At 28.8% G+C, this 21,233-nt stretch carries 7 protein-coding genes; all 7 read left to right on the top strand.

Annotated features, from left to right (window positions below; all coding sequences use genetic code 11):
• Positions 1-96: 96 nt before the first annotated feature.
• The 7 genes from CGEO_RS06115 (at position 97) to CGEO_RS10290 (ending at position 21,129) form a co-directional block, all read left to right on the top strand.
• The gene (locus tag CGEO_RS06115; protein ID WP_172658111.1) at positions 97-1,365 is read left to right on the top strand and encodes an ankyrin repeat domain-containing protein; all 1,269 of its coding nucleotides are present in this window, start codon (positions 97-99) and stop codon (positions 1,363-1,365) included.
• Between the two features lie 30 nt (positions 1,366-1,395).
• Positions 1,396-2,166 (top strand): hypothetical protein, encoded by a 771-nt coding sequence (locus CGEO_RS06110; protein ID WP_172658110.1) that lies wholly within the window; start codon positions 1,396-1,398, stop codon positions 2,164-2,166.
• Between the two features lie 648 nt (positions 2,167-2,814).
• Entirely contained in the window at positions 2,815-4,095 is a 1,281-nt protein-coding gene (locus tag CGEO_RS06105) for an ankyrin repeat domain-containing protein (protein ID WP_172658109.1), read from the top strand.
• 12 nt (positions 4,096-4,107) lie between these two features.
• A complete protein-coding gene (locus tag CGEO_RS06100) occupies positions 4,108-8,112 on the top strand; it encodes a calcium-binding protein (RefSeq protein WP_172658108.1) in 4,005 nt (1,334 codons plus the stop codon).
• An 88-nt stretch (positions 8,113-8,200) separates the two neighbouring features.
• Entirely contained in the window at positions 8,201-8,962 is a 762-nt protein-coding gene (locus CGEO_RS06095; RefSeq protein WP_075540591.1) for a hypothetical protein, read from the top strand.
• 32 nt (positions 8,963-8,994) lie between these two features.
• Complete coding sequence (locus CGEO_RS06090) at positions 8,995-9,909, top strand: hypothetical protein (RefSeq protein ID WP_075540590.1); 915 nt, start codon at positions 8,995-8,997, stop codon at positions 9,907-9,909.
• Positions 9,910-9,912: 3 nt separating this feature from the next.
• Positions 9,913-21,129: an SPM autocatalytic domain-containing protein gene (locus tag CGEO_RS10290; RefSeq protein ID WP_301951944.1), complete on the top strand. Its 11,217-nt coding sequence runs from the start codon at positions 9,913-9,915 to the stop codon at positions 21,127-21,129.
• Positions 21,130-21,233: the final 104 nt, after the last annotated feature.

Here is a 21,233-nt window from a genome sequence, read left to right as displayed (position 1 = left end):
TTAAAGAGCATTTAACTTCCATTGATGTAGAATTACAAGGTAAATTTCTATATAAAAACAGGTATAAAACATAACTTTATAAAATAAGGACTAAATTTGAACCAAACATCTAAAAATTTTATCATAACCATAGCTGTTATATTTATAACTATACTTGCATATCTTTATAAAACCAACCAACTACCAAATTTAACCAACCAAACCTCTCACTTCACAATCACTTCAGACACAAACGTTTCTGCTATACCAGGACTTAGTAAGTATGTAACTCAAGAAGAGGTTGATGAGTTTGGGTTTAGCTATTCTGATATCCATTGTGATAAGGAGACAAATTCCACTCTTATACCACTAAGAAATGCACTACAAGAAAAAGACACTTATAAAGTTATAAACTTTTTAAAAGAGCATAATCTAAGTGCGGATATTAAAATGGTAGATGGAAAGACTCCTATAATGTATAGCTCTTTTTATAATGATTTAAATACAACAATGGAATTATATAAAATAGGAGCAAACCTACATATTAAAGATAGATATAAACTAAATGCTCTAGCATATGCTATAAGCATAAACTCTGCGAACACAGTTAAATTTCTACTTGATAATAATGTAGCTATGCAAGAAACCCCAGTGGTTCAAATGTATGGTGCAGGAGTAGCTAGTTTCTATAGACAGATAGATAAGATTATTATAAATAACTATGATATGCAGATAGGTTATGAAACAGGAATAACTCTGTTTAAGTGCGGAGAAGGTAGATATGGTGATGGTTTAAATCCTTTTTTATACATAGTTTATTCAAATTTATATGACACAGCAAAAGTTGTTTTAGAAAGTGGATATAAGCCAACTGAATGCAGTTGGGGTTCTAATAAATACGCAGTTGATTGCTATAAAAAGATAACAGAATATGACAACTACGAACCTATGCTAGAACTTATGCTTAAATACAATGTCCCTGGACAACCTACAAAAGAGCAACTAAAAGAGGCGTATGAGAAATGCTATGAAGATAGAGCTTGGTTTTTAGAGAGAGATTATGATACCTATGTACATAACGTAGAAAAAATAAACAGGATAATGAAAAATAATGGAGAAAAACCAGAAGGACCCATATCCAGAATAGAATATGAAGCTGGTTTAACAAGAACACTAAATCGCTACAACAAGCATTGCTCTGATGAAAATGGAACTTTTAAAGATACAAAAGCATATATAAACTATGCAAATGATTATAGCAAAAACTATGCAGTAGATTCTTTCATTAATAGAAACAAGAATAACCCATCTAAGGTGATTTACCTTGATAAACACTCAAGTAAGTCTAACTCAAATTTAACAGATAAAAATAAAAATAAAAACTAAAAACTAAATAAATTTAAAAAGGAGTACCATATGTCAAACTTTAGTCGTTCTAACTATATAAAAGATAAAGTTCAAAAATACAGTGCAAACATAGCTGGTATAGTTAACAACTACAACGACCCTGTTGGACTTGCAAAAGAATTAACTGATTTGTTTAAAAACGCAATAGAAGACACTATCGATAAAAATGTCAAAGATGCTAGTGAAGCAGATAAGCAGTTTGCTAATATGCAGAAAAAAGGAGATGACTTTATCTATGCTAAAGATAACAACACTATCTACGCATACTCCGGTAACGATACAATCATATCTTATAACAATGACATAGTATATGCAGGAAATGATGATGACACCTTAATATCTAAAGCAAACAACTCAACTCTACAAGGAGAAAATGGTAATGATACATATATCATAACTAAAGAAGCAACCAACACAACTATCAAAGATAAAGAGCTAATAAATTTAATAGAAGGTGGAGATGATACCTTAATACTTAAAGGAGTTAAAAAAGAAGAGATTAGCTTTAAACTAGATGGAGTATTTATGCAAGACTTAGTTATAAGATATGGAAGCGATAACAACACTACTTTAACAATCAAAAACCAAACAAACAAATATTCTCAAATAGAGACAATCAAACTAGATGATAACTCATTTATCTCAAATGAACAAATAGATAAGATAATACAACAAGTAAATGCTTATACGAGCGATAATGGTATATCAAACATAACTCACGATGAAGCAAGAAACAATCAAGCCATTATGCAAATATATGCTAGTGGATGGGGAAGTTAAGAGTTAAGAGATATAAAAGAAACAAGTAAGTAAAGAAAAGATAAAAAAGAAAGAAGTGAATCTATAAAAAAGGTAAAGAATTAAAGAGATAAACAATAAACAAAAAAAGTATAAGAGATGGCAAGAGTATATGCTAACCATCTCTTTTATTTAAACATTATCTAACTCTTTGGTTTAGATATTATATAAATTTAGAATATAGACTAATCTTTAAATATAAAAAACATCTTTAGTTTTTACTATAAAAACAAAGAATAAAGTTATTAAAGATAAATCAGAGAAAGATAAAAGAAAGAAACGAATCTATAAAAGAGATAAAGAAAAATAAAATAAGATAAAATCAAAATTAAAATTAGACACTGGATTTTAAATCTAGTGTCTTTTGCTAAAAGTATTGAATTTACAAGCTATATATAAAAACCATCGAAGAAAAAGAAATTACAACTTATTTAAGCCAAAGAAAAATACTTAAAATATAATGGATTCTAAATATCAAAGATTTTCAAATCATATATACGACTAATAAAAACACTCTTTAAATTTATATTAAAACATCATTAAAATAACATAAATTTAAAGAGCATTTAACTTCCATTGATGTAGAATTACAAGGTAAATTTCTATATAAATTTAGATAAAGGAAATACCTTGAAGTTTCTAAAAGAGATTATCGTTATTGTAGTGGTTGGTTTTTTATTTTTAGTGACAAATGACTATTATAAAAGCAAAACTAAACAATCAAATTTTGTTGTGTATCCTAATATGAAGGTTGATTCCAACTCGCCGATATCAAAGTATGTTACCCAAGAAGAAATAAATGCTTTTTCTTATGAAAACTGGGATATAGATGATGATGGCGACCATCGTAAAGAAAACGATTTGCAAAAGCAACTAAGACGCTTTTTAAAAACAAAACAAACTGTATCTGTATTAAATTTTATAAAGGATAACAACCTAAGCGTTGATATGGACATGTTATATGGATTAAGCCCTTTAATGTATTCTAGCTTTTATGATGATGAAGTAACATCTAAAGAGCTTATAAAATTAGGAGCAGATATCAATAAAAAAGATAAGTATAATCTAAGCTCACTAGCTTATGCTATAGAGAACAACTCAACTAAAACTGTAAAACTTTTATTGGATAATGGAGCTAAATTTAATGAAATAAAAACAATACAAGCTTATTTGGGTTCGCCTAATTATAATTTAATTAAAAATATTACTATCAACAAAAATAATATAGATATAAAATATGAAGCAGAATATGGTAAAAAATATATAAGAATATACGAAGACAGCAAAGGCAATGTCTCTACAGATTACTATGCTCCAGAGAGTAGTTTGTTTGAATATATAGTTTATAACAACTTTTTAGAAATAGCAAAAATGTTATTAGAAAGTGGATATAAGCCGTTTACATATAGATTTACCAATGATATAAATGATTTATTGCCTAGCAAAAAAGATGGATTTTATATAGATATTAATGATTCTAAAAATAAAAACGAAATAGATTATTTAAAAAAAGCAAACACTCATTATAATATATTAACTTACATCCCCAACTACGAACCTATGCTAGAACTTATGCTTAAATACAACGTCCCTGGACAACCTACAAAAGAGCAACTAAAAGAGGCGTATGATGAGTGTTATGATGATTATATATGGCATAAAAGCAGATTAGAGAATAAAAAGCCAAAAGAAATTTATTTTAGCTTAAGAGCAGAGCTTTCTAAAAATATGTGTTCTGATGAAAACGGAACTTTTAATGATATAAAAGAGTATATGGAATATAAAAATAAAAGAAAATTAACAGATAGTATAGTATACGTAATAAGAGCAAATAAGGTGATTTTAAAAGATAAATCAGATACGATTTATAATAAAATCAATACAATAAATCAAAAGAAATTTATAGATTAAAAGGAGTACCATATGTCAAACTTTGATAAAAAGAAATTTATAAAAGATAGAATTCTTTCAACTGCTGAGATAGGAAAAGGTATATTAAAAGGAGATTCATTAGATGTTGCACAGGGTTTACTTGGTAAGTTAGAGCCACTATATGAAGATATACTTAAAAATGCAAAAACAGAAGAAGAAGCTATAGAAGCCTTAAAAAAAGCTCCACCTAAAAGAATGGCTTTTGTATTTAACGGAGCTGGTATTATAGTGGATTTATTAAATATAAGTAAGATAAATGAATTTAAATTTGATATATTTGAAGGCACAAGTAAAGAAGATGGCAAAGAGCTATATTATAATGAAGAAAGAGCAGCTGGGCTGTATGCACTGAAAGTATTAGCATCAGCTGCTGTAAATTTTGTAGTTTCTAAAAATATAGTTGGTGCTATTTTTACATTTTTTGTTGATACTACAGATATATTTACAAGCAATCATTTGGTTCATATAGATTATTATGACGCAAATCCAGAAAGTGAAACTAATATAAATGTTCAAGAAAGAAGATACATAGTAGTAAATCCAAAAGGTGACTTTGATACCATACTTAACTCGGCTTGGAGCGGTATAAGCTCGGATATAAATAGTAATCTTAGAAGAGTGATATTTTCTATTGACGGTGGTAAATCACTAAGAAGTGATAATGTAGAGTTTATATATCACAAAAGATATAAATTAGGGAGTAAATTAAATACCTTTGAATTTAGACAAGGAAGAGATGAGAAAAAGATAGTTTCTGTTTTAAAACGAATTGGTTACCCAATAAATAATAACAAGATAGCCCATATGACTTTCTCTAAAGGTGAAGAGCCTAAACAACTCATAGCCAACTACTATGCTAACTATGGAGCAGGAGCTAGTAGTGTTATGAGTGATTTGGATAATAGTGATAAAGCTCTCCAACAAGCTGCCGCTTATGCCTTAGAAAACCTAAAAGGATATGCTCTAGCAGGAGATATCTCCAAAAAAGAGTATATAAACATCGAAAACTACTCTGATAACCATCTTAACGACAGAGCTAACTTCTTAAAGTTAAGAGTTCAAGAACTAACTGGTTCTGCTGGAATTTATAGAAATACACACTATTATGATACAAAAGAGAATATATCTGCTGGAGATAAAAACACTATATATAATGAAAAGGTTGATAAAGTAGTGTTTATAACTGGAGATTATACGGACTCTAGGAGTTTATTTGGTAAAAAAAGATTCTATGGATATAGTGATGATAATACCATAATTAGCTCTGATGATATAGGTGTTTACATCGAATCCGGTCTTGGTTGTGATACTATAACTACAGGAAGTGGCAATGATATCATCTATACAAATGCAAAAATAGATGATGGTGATGATAAAGAAGATTCTAACACTATTAACACTGTAAACTCAGGTAAAGGTAATGATCAAATATATGGCTCTAAAGGAGTTGATAACATAACTGTAGATGATGGAGTAAATGCTATATATTCTAAAGATAGTGATGATAGTGTAAATACAACCAAAGGTAAAAACACTATCTACTTAGGAGCTGGAAGCGATAGTGTAAATACAAATGGTGGAGAAAACACTATCTATACAGGATTAGATAACACAAGCCAAGAAGATAAAGATAGTAAAGATGATATAAATACTATAAATTTAACTAACGGAAATAACACAGTATATGGCTCTAAAGCACAAGATATAGTAACTTCAAATGAAGCTAAAAGCGACATCTTTACTAAAGATGGAGATGATAAAGTAAGTATCAGTGGTGCAGAGTTAAACAATGTATTTACAGGAAGTGGAAATGATACTATAACTATAAATGGTGGCAAAGGACATATAGTTTATACCCATAAAGATAGTATAGATGGCTTAGACTTAGATACTAAAGACAGTACTAACACAGTAGAGATAAATTTAGGTAAGAATACCATCTATGGTGGTAAAGGCAAGGAAAGCTTAACTATAAAAGATGGAGATAATACAGCCTATCTAGGAGATGGAGATAATAAAGTAAGTATCAGTGGTGGTAAAAACACTATAAGTTTAGGGATAGATAAAGATAGTGTTACTATAAGTGGTGGTAAAAACACTATCTATACAGGAGATGGAGAAGATACTATAACAGCTACTAGTGGAGATAATACCATCTACGCTGGTTTAGGAAAAGATAGCATAACTACAGGAAGTGGAGATGATAAACTTTATGCAGGAGATGATAAAGACGCTGATGAGTTAAGTGGCGGAAGTGGAGATGATGAATACCATGTCAGTGCTAATGATATAATAAATGATAGTGATGGTAAAGGTAGGGTATGGTTTAAACACGACAGTCCTATAACTGGTGGAATAGAAACAAAGCCAGGAAGTAAAGTATATACAGATAATAGAGGATATACATATCAACTAAATGGAAGTGAACTAAAAGTAACATATAATCTTGATAAAGATAGTATAACTATAAAAAACTACAACCAAGAACAAAACTCACTAGGTATAACTCTAACCAACAAAGTAGGCTTAAAGATAAAAGATGTCACTGAAAATGAAGGAAGTAAAAAAGCAACTATAACACTAGAGTTAATAGGAGAGATTGTAGGTGATGGTAAACTAGAAGTCTTTATGAGAAGTAGTGATATGATGCGTAGTAGAAGTGCTAGATCTAGTTTAGGTGCAATTACTTTTAAAAAAGGCGATACTACTAAGACATATAGCTATGATATCAAAGACTATGATGATTTTATAGTAAATAATGAAAAAAGAAGATTTATAACTAACTTAGTTCCACATATCATAGATACTCCATCTGTAAAAAACAGTGTTTCATATGATTCATCTAGCAGTAAGTATGGAGAGTTAAACATAGTAGATGATGATAAGCCAGTGTATATAAATGTAAGAGGAAATAGTACTAGTGAAGCAGCTGAAATAATAAGAGGAATGGTTGGAGTAAATAGGGGACTAAAAGTAAGCGCAAACAATCAAAAAGAGTATGTAAGTCTAAACATAGGTAGTAATAAATTTAAATTTATAGGTGGTTACACACAAGATATATTTACCGCCTCAAAATGGACTGATGATGAGATAGAAGAAGAAGATAGCAAATTTTATGTAAGCCCATACCATATAAGTTCAAATGCTACAGTATACTATAAAGGTAAGGGTGCTAGATTTGCAATATTTGATGATGATAAGGATAAAGATTACCCAGATCCAGAAGATGAAACCTCTCCTTTAGTCATAGACTTAAACAAAGATGGTATAAAAACTACAAACCTAAAGAACTCTGTGTTCTTTGATCTTGATAATAATGATTTTAAAGAAAAAACAGCTTGGTTAGATAAAAATGATGCTTTTTTAGCGATAGATAAAAACAATAATGGCATAATAGATAATGCAAATGAGCTGTTTGGAAATAACACTATAATAAATTCAAACTACAACAGAAATGATAAAACACTAGATAATGGCTTTGAAGTGCTAAAAAGATTTGATACAAACAATGATGGTATTATAAATGCACTTGATATGGATTATGATAAATTGCTACTTTGGCAAGATGTAGATAAAAATGGTATAAGTACAAAAGATGAGTTATACACCCTTTCAAACAAAGCAATAAAATCAATAGACTTAAACTATAAAAATGTAAATATAGACTCTAACTCAAATACCATAAAGCAACTATCTAAAGTTAGCTTTTATGATGGTACTACAACAGATATAGCTGATGTTTGGTTTAGGGTTGAACCTAGTAAAACTATAAGTAATGCAAACGTCGAACTACCACAAAGGTTAAGAGAGTTTGTGGATATAGAAGGTAGTGGAAACTTAGAAGATTTTTTATATGTAGTAGCTAAAAACAAAGAGCTAGAAGATAGTTTAAGAAACTATGTAGAAACAACAGATGAAAAACAAAGAAAAGAAAAAGTAAATTCCCTTATATTTAAATGGGCTGGAGTAGAATTTAACTATATAAAATTTGAATAATTAAATTTATAACCAAAAGGATATCGCTTGCAAGATAAATCAATGCGTAAATTGATAAAACAAAACTTTTTATCAAAAAAGGATAAAAATGAAATTTATATATAAACTTTTACTATTTTTGTTTATATTATCTTTTCTGTATTATAACACATATCTATCAGAGCAAGATAGGCTGTCTATCAAAAACAAGTATAACCCATTTTTACACGACGCTATTGTTTTTAAAAATTGTTTGGATAAAAAATTTTCTAGCGACCTTAGAATTATTGATAAATACACAATGCCACCAAAATTTTATTTCATAGAAGAAAACCCAACTGTATATGAAATAATAAAAGCTTTACAATATATCATGGATGACAAATATAGCCCAAAGATAGATATCAGTATAAAAGAGTATAAAAATACACAAAACGTAACTATACAACGAAAATTTATAACCACAACCATAGAGTTATTTGATGTTTTAAACGATTTTTACACGGTAGTTGCAAGCACAAAAGATATTATAAAATTTAAAGACGATAAAGGGCATATAGTACCTATTTATGCCGAACTACCTTTAAATCAAGCTTTTATTATAATAGATACCGAAAGAAATATAAAAATATACGGTATTGATAGTTTTTTATATAATAAAAAAAATATTTATATTAAAGAGATTAATCTTAAAGATAAATATTATAACATGGAAAGCTATGTTATAAAAAATGCCGATAAAAAACTTAGCTTTAAGTCTACCGATTTTGATGATTTTAACAGAAGTATTAATGCGTATATAAAAAAGATGGGTATCGGAGAAAAACATATCTTAAAATTTTTGAAGGAGTATAAGTATGAATGTAGATAAAAATATATGGTATTTGATATAAGGATAAATTTTTGAAAAAAGCATCTAAAATTTTAATATTTAGCGCGTTAAGTATTGCTTTAATACCACTGCCCGCACATCAGAATTTGGCAAATACAAAAGAGATAAAGATGGCTAATCTAACTGAAAATAAGATATTAAATACTTCTCTTAAAAACTTTTTCAAATCTTTGCATGGATATTATAATTTCTCATATGAAAAACTAGAAAATGAACGAAAAAATTGCAAAAAGAATGTAAAAGATAAAGTTGAATTAAATATGTGTCAAGCTTACTATAATCAAATTTATAATATGTGTCGAACAGAGGGTAAAGAATGGTTTGAAAGAAACTATAAAAATAGCTATGATGATAATAATTGCGAATTTTGGACCATAAATGATAAATTTGATTTTGAATATTTAAAACAATTAAATTATAAAATTTGCAAAAATAGTAAATTTGCGAATAAATACAACGAAGATATAACTTTGCTAGAGCAAAATCAAGATTTTAAAGAGCAAAAACTTGCCTACCCATGGCAATGGGAGAGGGTTGTAGATAAAAATGGAATATTTATACATAAATTATATTTTGATGGACTGTATGATAAAAAAGTTTTTTTTGGGAAAAATGCTTTTTTGATGAAAAGTATAGAATACAACTTGTATGGCGATTATATGCTTGTTATACTTTTTGATGAATTTGTAAATTTGTATAATTTTATTGATGATAAATATGAATTTTGTCGATATTATCATAATTTAGAATTTAGTAAAGAAGCACTAAATCAAAAAGAAAAAATTACTATTTGGATTGTTCCGATTGACAAGCGCGGAAATTTGATTAAAACATCAAATAAAACATGGTATCAAATTTCAGATAAAGAAGATAGAGAATTTTATTTTGACAAATATATAAATCATTTAAATAAAAATAAGGAATAATTTATGAGTGAAAAATATCTACATTTAGTTGGCGATTATGCTTTAGAGGTTTTAAGTTGGTATCTTTGGGGAGAGAAAAAGAGGCCTAATAATATAGTTGATGAAAAATATGGAAATAGAAACAAAAATAAAAAAGGAATTACTATTAATGTTTCTGTTAGTGAATTTATGAGTAGGTATTTTCAAATAAACACCACTGATGAGTTTAAGCAACATGTTGCAAATATCCCTATGTTTAAGATATTTTTTGAGAATAAAGGTAGTAGCGGAAGAGAATTAAATTTTGATGAATATAAATATAAAATAGATGGAAACAATCAGATAAAACTTAAACACAGTGAATTTGTAAAAGTATTTTACGGTGAAAATAATACCTATGCAAGTAATCCTCAAGTATCATTCTCTATATATAAACAGAATCCTAGTACAGTCGAGGATTTTGCGCAAGCAGCCTTTGTATTTGGTTTATCTAATTTTACCTTTAATACAAATTATGAATTAGCTGGAAGTGATGGTATCCAATATGTTTTTGATATAAACACTGATGGAAGTATAAAGCCAAGTCATATTGAAAACTTAAAATTTACACTCAATACAGACAACTTTGACTTTGAAAGCGATAGTTTGTTGGCAGGAATGCTTAATCCTACACTTAAAAAAATAACAGATCCAAATAATATAGGTAAAGCTGTAGAGATTAAATTTATCAATGATTTTTATCCGACAAACACAGATATAAATCTTAATTTAACAGTAGATGAATTTAAAAATCTTCAAGAGTTAAAAGTAGAATATTCAGAATATGAAATGCTAAAATTTATTTCCGACTATGCAGATAGATATTTATATTATTTTAAAAAAATAGTATATAGTAATATTATAGATTACTCGGCAGAGGACAAGTATCTTGTGTATGGAAATGAAGAAAATAACAATAATATAAGAAATACTATAACAAAAAATGAAGTTGACTTAAGCAAAACAATAACTTTTGATAATTTGGTCGGGTTAACAAGTTCTATTGTTAATTCTATAATCTTGTCATATAATCCAGTTAAGTTAATATCACTAATAGCTATTCGGCAAATAGTTGATAATAAATTAAAAGAGCATGGCTTTACTGTAAATTCCAACATAAATCCCCATAAAGACAAGCTATCAAACGGCATTATCTATCTCTTAGGTGATGGAAGCGATAGTGCTACTGGTACAAACAAAAATGATATCCTAATAGGTGGACATGGAAGTGATACACTTAGTGGTAAAGGTGGAGATGATTATATCTATGTAGGAAAAAGAGATAAAAATAATAAAGATGATGGAACAGATATATTATCAAATTCTGCTTATGGTGGAAGTGGAGATGATTATATATTTGGCAGTAGCGGAAACGATGCTTTAAGTGGTGGATTAGGAGATGATACGATATATGGTAACAGTGGAGATGACACTCTTTATGCGGATATACAGTTAGCTTTTAGCCCTGACTTAAATGATGACTCTGATGCAACAGAAATAGCAGAACTTATAAAGGAATTTGACACTGTAAAAAATACAAACTATTTATATGGTGGTTCTGGAAGTGATACTTTGGTTGGTTCTAGGGGTAAGGATTATCTATATGCAGCTGGAAAAGACTCAAGCGATAGTGCAAAAGATACTAATACCCTTATAGGCAAAAGTGGAGATGACTTTTTATATGGTAGTGATGGTATAAATTATTTGCTTGGAGGAGCTGGAAGCGATACTATAGAGGGTGGTTTAAATACCAACTACATATATACCCATGCTAGTAGCTATACAAATCCAATAGATGAAGATAAACAAAGCGATGCAAATACGGTAACCGCAGGCGATAGTACAAACTATATATATGGAGGTAAAGGAAAAGACACCATAACAGTTGGTAATGGCAATAATACCATAAATGCAGGAGATGGAGATGATGCCATAACAGCTGGTAATGGAGATAACTATATAGCTACAGGTAAAGGAAAAGACACCATAACAACAGGAAATGGCAATAATACCATCTACGCTGGTTTAGGAAAAGATAGCATAACTACAGGAAGTGGAGATGATAAACTTTATGCAGGAGATGATAAAGACGCTGATGAGTTAAGTGGCGGAAGTGGAGATGATGAATACCATGTCAGTGCTAATGATATAATAAATGATAGTGATGGTAAAGGTAGGGTATGGTTTAAACACGACAGTCCTATAACTGGTGGAATAGAAACAAAGCCAGGAAGTAAAGTATATACAGATAATAGAGGATATACATATCAACTAAATGGAAGTGAACTAAAAGTAACATATAATCTTGATAAAGATAGTATAACTATAAAAAACTACAACCAAGAACAAAACTCACTAGGTATAACTCTAACCAACAAAGTAGGCTTAAAGATAAAAGATGTCACTGAAAATGAAGGAAGTAAAAAAGCAACTATAACACTAGAGTTAATAGGAGAGATTGTAGGTGATGGTAAACTAGAGGTCTTTATGAGAAGTAGTGATATGATGCGTAGTAGAAGTGCTAGATCTAGTTTAGGTGCAATTACTTTTAAAAAAGGCGATACTACTAAGACATATAGCTATGATATCAAAGACTATGATGATTTTATAGTAAATAATGAAAAAAGAAGATTTATAACTAACTTAGTTCCACATATCATAGATACTCCATCTGTAAAAAACAGTGTTTCATATGATTCATCTAGCAGTAAGTATGGAGAGTTAAACATAGTAGATGATGATAAGCCAGTGTATATAAATGTAAGAGGAAATAGTACTAGTGAAGCAGCTGAAATAATAAGAGGAATGGTTGGAGTAAATAGGGGACTAAAAGTAAGCGCAAACAATCAAAAAGAGTATGTAAGTCTAAACATAGGTAGTAATAAATTTAAATTTATAGGTGGTTACACACAAGATATATTTACCGCCTCAAAATGGACTGATGATGAGATAGAAGAAGAAGATAGCAAATTTTATGTAAGCCCATACCATATAAGTTCAAATGCTACAGTATACTATAAAGGTAAGGGTGCTAGATTTGCAATATTTGATGATGATAAGGATAAAGATTACCCAGATCCAGAAGATGAAACCTCTCCTTTAGTCATAGACTTAAACAAAGATGGTATAAAAACTACAAACCTAAAGAACTCTGTGTTCTTTGATCTTGATAATAATGATTTTAAAGAAAAAACAGCTTGGTTAGATAAAAATGATGCTTTTTTAGCGATAGATAAAAACAATAATGGCATAATAGATAATGCAAATGAGCTGTTTGGAAATAACACTATAATAAATTCAAACTACAACAGAAATGATAAAACACTAGATAATGGCTTTGAAGTGCTAAAAAGATTTGATACAAACAATGATGGTATTATAAATGCACTTGATATGGATTATGATAAATTGCTACTTTGGCAAGATGTAGATAAAAATGGTATAAGTACAAAAGATGAGTTATACACCCTTTCAAACAAAGCAATAAAATCAATAGACTTAAACTATAAAAATGTAAATATAGACTCTAACTCAAATACCATAAAGCAACTATCTAAAGTTAGCTTTTATGATGGTACTACAACAGATATAGCTGATGTTTGGTTTAGGGTTGAACCTAGTAAAACTATAAGTAATGCAAACGTAGAATTACCACAAAGGTTAAGAGAGTTTGTGGATATAGAAGGTGGTGGAAACTTAGAAGATTTTTTATATGTAGTAGCTAAAAACAAAGAGCTAGAAGATAGTTTAAGAAACTATGTAGAAACAACAGATGAAAAACAAAGAAAAGAAAAAGTAAATTCCCTTATATTTAAATGGGCTGGAGTAGAAGATATAGACTCTAGTAGTAGAGGAGGTATTGTTGATGCAAGAGAGTTGGCGGTGTATGAAAAGCTGATTGGTAGGCAGTTTTTACAGCTTGGAACAGATCCAAATCCAAGAGAAAATGCTTCAGCGATAATACACTCTAAATATCAAAGATTTGCAAATTATGTGTATGCATCCTTAGAGCTTGATATAGTATATAAAGGTATGATAAATACTGAATATATGAAGCTTGATAATGATACTGGAGCTTTTCACTATGATTTTAGTGGAGTAAATAAAAAATTCCAAGAATTATATGCAAATAATAAACGCGAAAGTATATCTCATATATCAACTCTTTTAAATATGATAGCAGCAAATAAACCAAATTTTAAAAAAGAGTTAGATAGCAACTATCTTATATCTTTAAAAGATAATCAAGAGCTTATGGCGCTAGCTTTTAACAGATATCAAAAAGCGCAAAATAGCGGAAGTACGCTTTATGGCACTAGTGATAGTGATTTTTTACAAAGTGCAAATGGTGATGATATCCTTGCTGGTGGTTATGGTGATGATATATATAAATTTGATACTAGCTTTGGTAAAGATAGTATATTTGATGACTTTGGAAATGATACTATAGTATTTGCAGAGGGTATAGATCCAAAGGATATAAAACTAAAAAGAAATTTAGCAAATTTAACCATAACTCACTTAGGAAAAGATTGTATTACTATAGAGAATTTCTTTGATATAGCTGGTAAAAATGGAAATGGCTCTATAGAAGGTATTAAATTTGATAAAGAAATATGGGATTTTAATAAAATATTACAAATGGCTCCATTAGAAGCTACAAGTGGTAATGATAGTCTATATCTTACAAATTTAGATGATAAATTTAATGCTATTGATGGCGATGATACTATATATGGTGGAGATGGTAATGACATTATAGATGGTGGAAGCGGAGATGATGGATTATATGCAGATGAAGGAGATGATATCCTTGTTGGTGGAGTTGGTGATGATACTCTTAGTGGAGGAGCTGGAAATGATACATATATCTTTGGTAAAAACTTTGGTAACGACACTATTATAAACAACAACACAGATAATGGCATAGATAAGATAAAATTTATAGATGGTATAAATTTAAAAGATGTTATTTTTAAACAAGTAGATAGCGATTTGTTTATAAATTTAAAAGATAAAAACAATAAAAATTCTATAAAAATTTTAGATTTTTTAGCTCCTTTAGGCAACGGAAATTTGTATAACACTATAAATATGATTGAATTTAGCGATGGTAAGCTTTTAAGTTTAAATGATATAGTAAAACAAAGTATTAAAAATACAGATGAGAGTGCAAATACTATAAGTGTTTTAAGTGATGATAGTTACGTTGTAGATGCTAAAGGTGGAGATGATGTTATAGTTACAAAAGGCGGAAATGATACTTTAATAGGTGGAGCTGGCAATGACACTTTACAAGGTGGGCTTGGAAATGATACTTATATATTTGGCAAAGAGTTTGGTAAAGATGTTATCATAAACAACAACCCAAATGCTTTATCTATAGATACTATTAAATTTATAGATGGTATAAGCAAGGATGACATACTCTTTAGCATTAAAGATAATGATTTGGTTATAACTTTAAAAAACAATCAAGAAAATTTCATCACTATAAAAGAATTTTATAAACAAGAGTATGGTGTATATAATAATACAATTACTAGTATAGAATTTGATGATTTAGCTACTATGCATTTAGATGATATAAATAAAGCAATTATAGATAATAAATCTAGCGATATAGTAAAAACAATATCTTCATATGGATATGACATAGATAAAAGTGATAGTAAAGTAGGTGTTAGTATAGATTTATCAAATGGCGATGATAGTATAGTAGCAAGTAGCTTTAATGATACTATACACTCAAACAGTGGAAATGATATTATAAATGGTGGAAGTGGAGATGACTACATAAATGCAGGAGCTGGCAATGATATCATAACTGGTGGTAAGGGTAATGATAGCTTGCAAGGTGGAAAAGGAAATGATACTTATGTGTTTGGAAAAGAATTTGGTAAAGACGTTGTTATAAACTATAAAGATAGCATAAATGAGATAGATATTATTAAATTTATAGATGGCATTAGAAAAGAGGATTTGATATTTAAACAAACTAATTTGGATTTAACTATAGCTATTAAAGATACAAACGATTCTATCCTTATCCAAAATTTTTATAAAACATATACAGATAAAGCAGATTTTATTATAAATAAAATAGAATTTGATGATAAGTCGTTTTTAAATCTAAAAGATATCAATGAGCTGGCGTTTGAATTTATAGATAATGATAGCAATCTTGTATCGGTAACTACAAATGATAACTACTTAATCAATATATCTAAACTAAATAATGGCAAAGAGATATCTACGCTTGGTGGTAATGATATTATAACGGGTAGTAGTGGAGATGATATTATAAATGCAGGAGCTGGCAATGATATCATAACCGGTGGTAAAGGAAATGATACTTTACAAAGCGCAAAAGGAAATGATACCTATGTATTTGGAAAAGAATTTGGTAAAGATATTATAGTCTCTATTCGTGGTGGTGGAAATGGCGATAAAGATAAGATAAAGTTTATAGATGGTATTAGAAAAGAGGATTTATTATTTACCCAAGACAAATTAGACTTGATTATATCTTTAAAAAATAGCAACGACTCTATAGTTGTAGAAAATTTCTATAGCATATATCGTGATGAGAGTAGAAATAAAATATCTTTAATAGAATTTGATGATTTAACTACACTATCTTTAAAACGCATTAATGAACTTGCTTTGCTTGGCAGTTCTGTTGATAAGCTTGTAAATACAAATGATGATTATACTATAGATAAAACATCATCAACACTAAGCTTAAACATAGCTACTCTTAAAGGCAATGATACTATAAAAAGCGGAAGTGGCGATGATAGTATAAATGCAGGAGATGGTAACGATACTATCATGGGTGGAGTTGGAAATGATACTATAAATGGTGGAGCTGGAAATGATGTTTATGTGTTTGGTTGGGGCTTTGGACAAGATACGATTATAAATCATAAAACAAATACAAACGAAATAGATACTATAAAATTTGTTGATGGTATTAGAAAAAATGATTTGATATTTAGGCAAGATGGTTTAAATTTGATAATTTCATTAAAACATAGTAATGATTTTATTATCATTGAAAATTTCTATAAATTATATGAAGGCACATCAAAACATATAGTAGATAAAATAGAATTTGATGATAATAGCTCTTTAAATATTAAAGATATCAATGAATTAGCACTTAAATTTATTGATAACAGTTCTGATAATGTCTTAGTAACTACAAATGATAACTATGAAGTAAATTTAAATAAAGTTGAAAAAGGAAAAATCATAACCACACTAGGTGGTAACGATAATATAATTAGTAGTGATAAAAATGATACTATAAATTCAGGAAGTGGTGATGATAAGATATCTGCTAATGATGGAAATGATAAAATCTATGCCTTAAGTGGAGCTGATTATATCGATGGTGGAATGGGAGATGACTACATAGATGCCGGAAGTGGAGATGATGTACTTATAGGTGGAGCTGGTAATGATATATTACTTGGTGGAAATGGAAGTGATAGGTATGTATTTGATAAAGACTTTGGAAATGATATAGTCATTAATAAAAAAGATGATTATAGCTTTGATATTATTGAATTTATAGATAATACTACTAAAGATGATTTGATATTTAAACAAATAAATTTAGACTTAAAAATATATCATAAATCCAGCAATAGCTCTATAACTGTAAAAGAGTTTTATACTATTGATAATAATAAAGCTTTAAATACAATAGATCAAATCCTCTTTAAAGATGGATCTTATATAAATTTAAAAGAGATAAATCAGTTAGCTTTAAATCATGCAGATGATGATAGTATCAGACTAGATGTAGTTACAAATGATAATTACACTCTTAGTGCAGGAGCTAAAGATGATAGTATAACTATGCTTGGTGGAGACGATTATATAAATTCAAACGAGGGAAATGATGGGATATTTGCTGGAGCAGGAAAAGACTATATAGACTCTGGAAGTGGTGATGATTATATAGACTCTGGAAGTGGAGATGATATACTTGTAGGTGGAGCTGGTAATGATAGATTAATAGGTTCAAGTGGTGATGATATATATAGATTTTTTAAAGGCTTTGGCAAGGATACTATAATCAATCAAAAAAGCACTTTAGAAGAGATTGATACTATAGAATTTGCAGATGGAATTAAAAAAGATGATGTCATCTTTAAACAAAAAGATGATAACTTGGTTATATCTTTAAAAGATAGTGGTGATAGTATAGAGGTAATTAACTTTTTTAAAGATGTAAGTTTTACTGTAGATAGGGTTAAATTTAGTGATGGCTCGCTACTAAGTCTTAAAGATATGATATATTTAAGCTTGATTAATACAACACAAGGCGATGATAAGATATCTGTTTTACAAGATGATGATTATACTATATATGCCAAAGGTGGCAATGATACAGTTATAACTAAAGGTGGAGATGATTATATAGATGCTGGAATGGGAGATGACTATATAGATACAGGTGCTGGTGATGATATACTTATAGGTGGAAGTGGCAATGATATCTTAATAGGTGGAAGTGGTAATGATAGATATGTTTTTAATAGTGGCTTTGGAAAAGATATTATAGATAATGCTGGCTTTGGATACGATAAGATAGAATTAGATAACATAAAAGCACAAGATCTATCTTTTATCTATTATGAAAATAAAGATGAGCTAATTATAACTTTAAAAAATAGCGACGATAGTATAAGTGTTAAGAACTTTGTCAAAGAACCTATAGAGGAGATTGTTTTTAGCAATAATGAAAAACTATATAAACAAGATATTATAAATAAAGCAACTATTATAGGTAGCGATGATGAAATAGTTATGCTTAAAGATGGCATATTTAATGCAAAAACAGGAGATGATATTTATAATATAGCAAAACTAGGTATAAATGTAGTTATAGATGATAAATTTAGCATCTTTGGTATAGATAGATATAGCGGAAACAATACATTAAAATTTGGCATGGATATAGATAAAAATGACCTATCCTACAAGATAGATAAAAAAGATCTAAATATTAGCCTAAAAGATAACCCTAGTACAAATATAACTATAAAAAACTTCTTTGATAATCACTCTTTGATTGAAACTCTTAAATTTAGTGATAACTCATCTTTAAATTTAAAAGAGGTTGTATTTGATAAGTTTAAACCAGTTATTACTAGCTCTGTATTTAATCTTAATGAAGATAGTACCTTAGACTCTATCTTAAAGGTAGATAACCCACTAAATACAAATCTAACTTATGAATTAGTATCAAGTGCTTCAAACTCAACGTTTGATTTAAAAGATGATGCTAGCTTTAAACTTATTCCAAATTTAAACTTTAATGGCAAAGATAGTATAACTTTAAAAGTAACAAATGAGTATGGTATGAGTAGTACTAAAAAGATAGTATTTGATATAGCACCTATAAATGATGCTCCTATGTTTGAGTCTAAACATACTATATATGAGTTAAATGATATTAGAGATTTAAACTTTGTATTAAAAGCAGATGATATAGATAGTGATAATTTAACATTTAGTATTAAAAAAGATAGTTTAAATGGTAATTTAACTATTGGCGATAATGGAGCATTTAGTTATAAACCTAATAAGCTATTTATAGGAAAAGATAGTGCTATTATCATAGTTAGCGATACATACAATGCTATTGATGAAATCTTAGTAGAGTTTGATATAAAGGTAAGCAGCCCAGTTATAAAAACAGATATTTTAAATATAAGTGAAGATAAAAATTTAGTAGCAAATATAGATATTATAAATAAAACAAGCTCAAACCTAACCTATGAGATACTAAACTCTCCACTAAATTTAAAGGCAAATTTAGATAAAGATAATAATCTATCTTTAATACCAAATCTAAACTATAATGGAAGTGATAGTATAACCTTAAAAGTAACAAATGAGTATGGATTAAGTGATATAAAAACTATAAGCTTAGAGGTAGCACCAGTAAATGATGCTCCAGAGTTTAAAGAGTTAATAACTGCATATGAACTTAAAAACACAAGCACCATATCAAGTAGTTTCGATGCATTTGATGTTGATGGTAATAAACTTAGTTATAAGATTATTAAAGATAGTAAACATGGAGTAATAAGCTTAGATGATAGTGGAGTATTCTCCTATACAAAAGATACAAATTTTATAGGTAAAGATAGTGCTATAGTAGAAGTAAGTGATGGTAAACTAACAGCTACTAAAGAGCTTATATTTAACTCCTTAGGATACCAAGTAGATAGTAACTTAGATATAACCATACTACCAAATCAGACTATAGATACTACGCTTAAACTAAGTAACTCTTATAAAGAGGATATTAGCTTTATAAAAGATAGTGAGAATCTTATTATAAAAGATAGCGTTACAAACTCAAGTATTACATTAAAAGAGTATTTTACATCTAAACATTTGATAAAAGAGATATCTTTTAAAGATAAAACTACTGTAAATATCTCTAATGAAAATCTATCTTTAGTAGCTAAACAGTGGTGGCAAATAAATCCACAAGCTAGATTAAACACTAGTGGAGTTATAGTATCAAATACAAATAACTCAATTCTATATGGAAGTGGCAAAAACGATACAATCATATCAACTAGCACCAACTCAACCATACGCTCATATGAAGGGGATGACTTTATCTATGCTAAAGATAACAATACTATCTACTCATACTCCGGTAACGATACAATCATATCTTATAACAATGACATAGTATATGCAGGAAATGATGATGACACCTTAATATCTAAAGCAAACAACTCAACTCTACAAGGAGAAAATGGTAATGATACATATATCATAACTAAAGAAGCAACCAACACAACTATAAAAGATAAAGAGCTAATAAATTTAATAGAAGGTGGAGATGATACCTTAATACTTAAAGGAGTTAAAAAAGAAGAGATTAGCTTTAAACTAGATGGAGTATTTATGCAAGACTTAGTTATAAGATATGGAAGCGATAACAACACTACTTTAACAATCAAAAACCAAACAAACAAATATTCTCAAATAGAGACAATCAAACTAGATGATAACTCATTTATCTCAAATGAACAAATAGATAAGATAATACAACAAGTAAATGCTTATACGAGCGATAATGGTATATCAAACATAACTCACGATGAAGCAAGAAACAATCAAGCCATTATGCAAATATATGCTAGTGGATGGGGAAGTTAAGAGTTAAGAGATATAAAAGAAACAAGTAAGTAAAGAAAAGATAAAAAAGAAAGAAGTGAATCTATAAAAAAGGTAAAGAATTAAAGAGATAAACAATAAACAAA

The sequence above is a fragment of the Campylobacter geochelonis genome (assembly GCF_013201685.1).
Classification (GTDB): domain Bacteria; phylum Campylobacterota; class Campylobacteria; order Campylobacterales; family Campylobacteraceae; genus Campylobacter_B; species Campylobacter_B geochelonis.
This window is presented reverse-complemented; position numbering and strand designations above follow the sequence as displayed.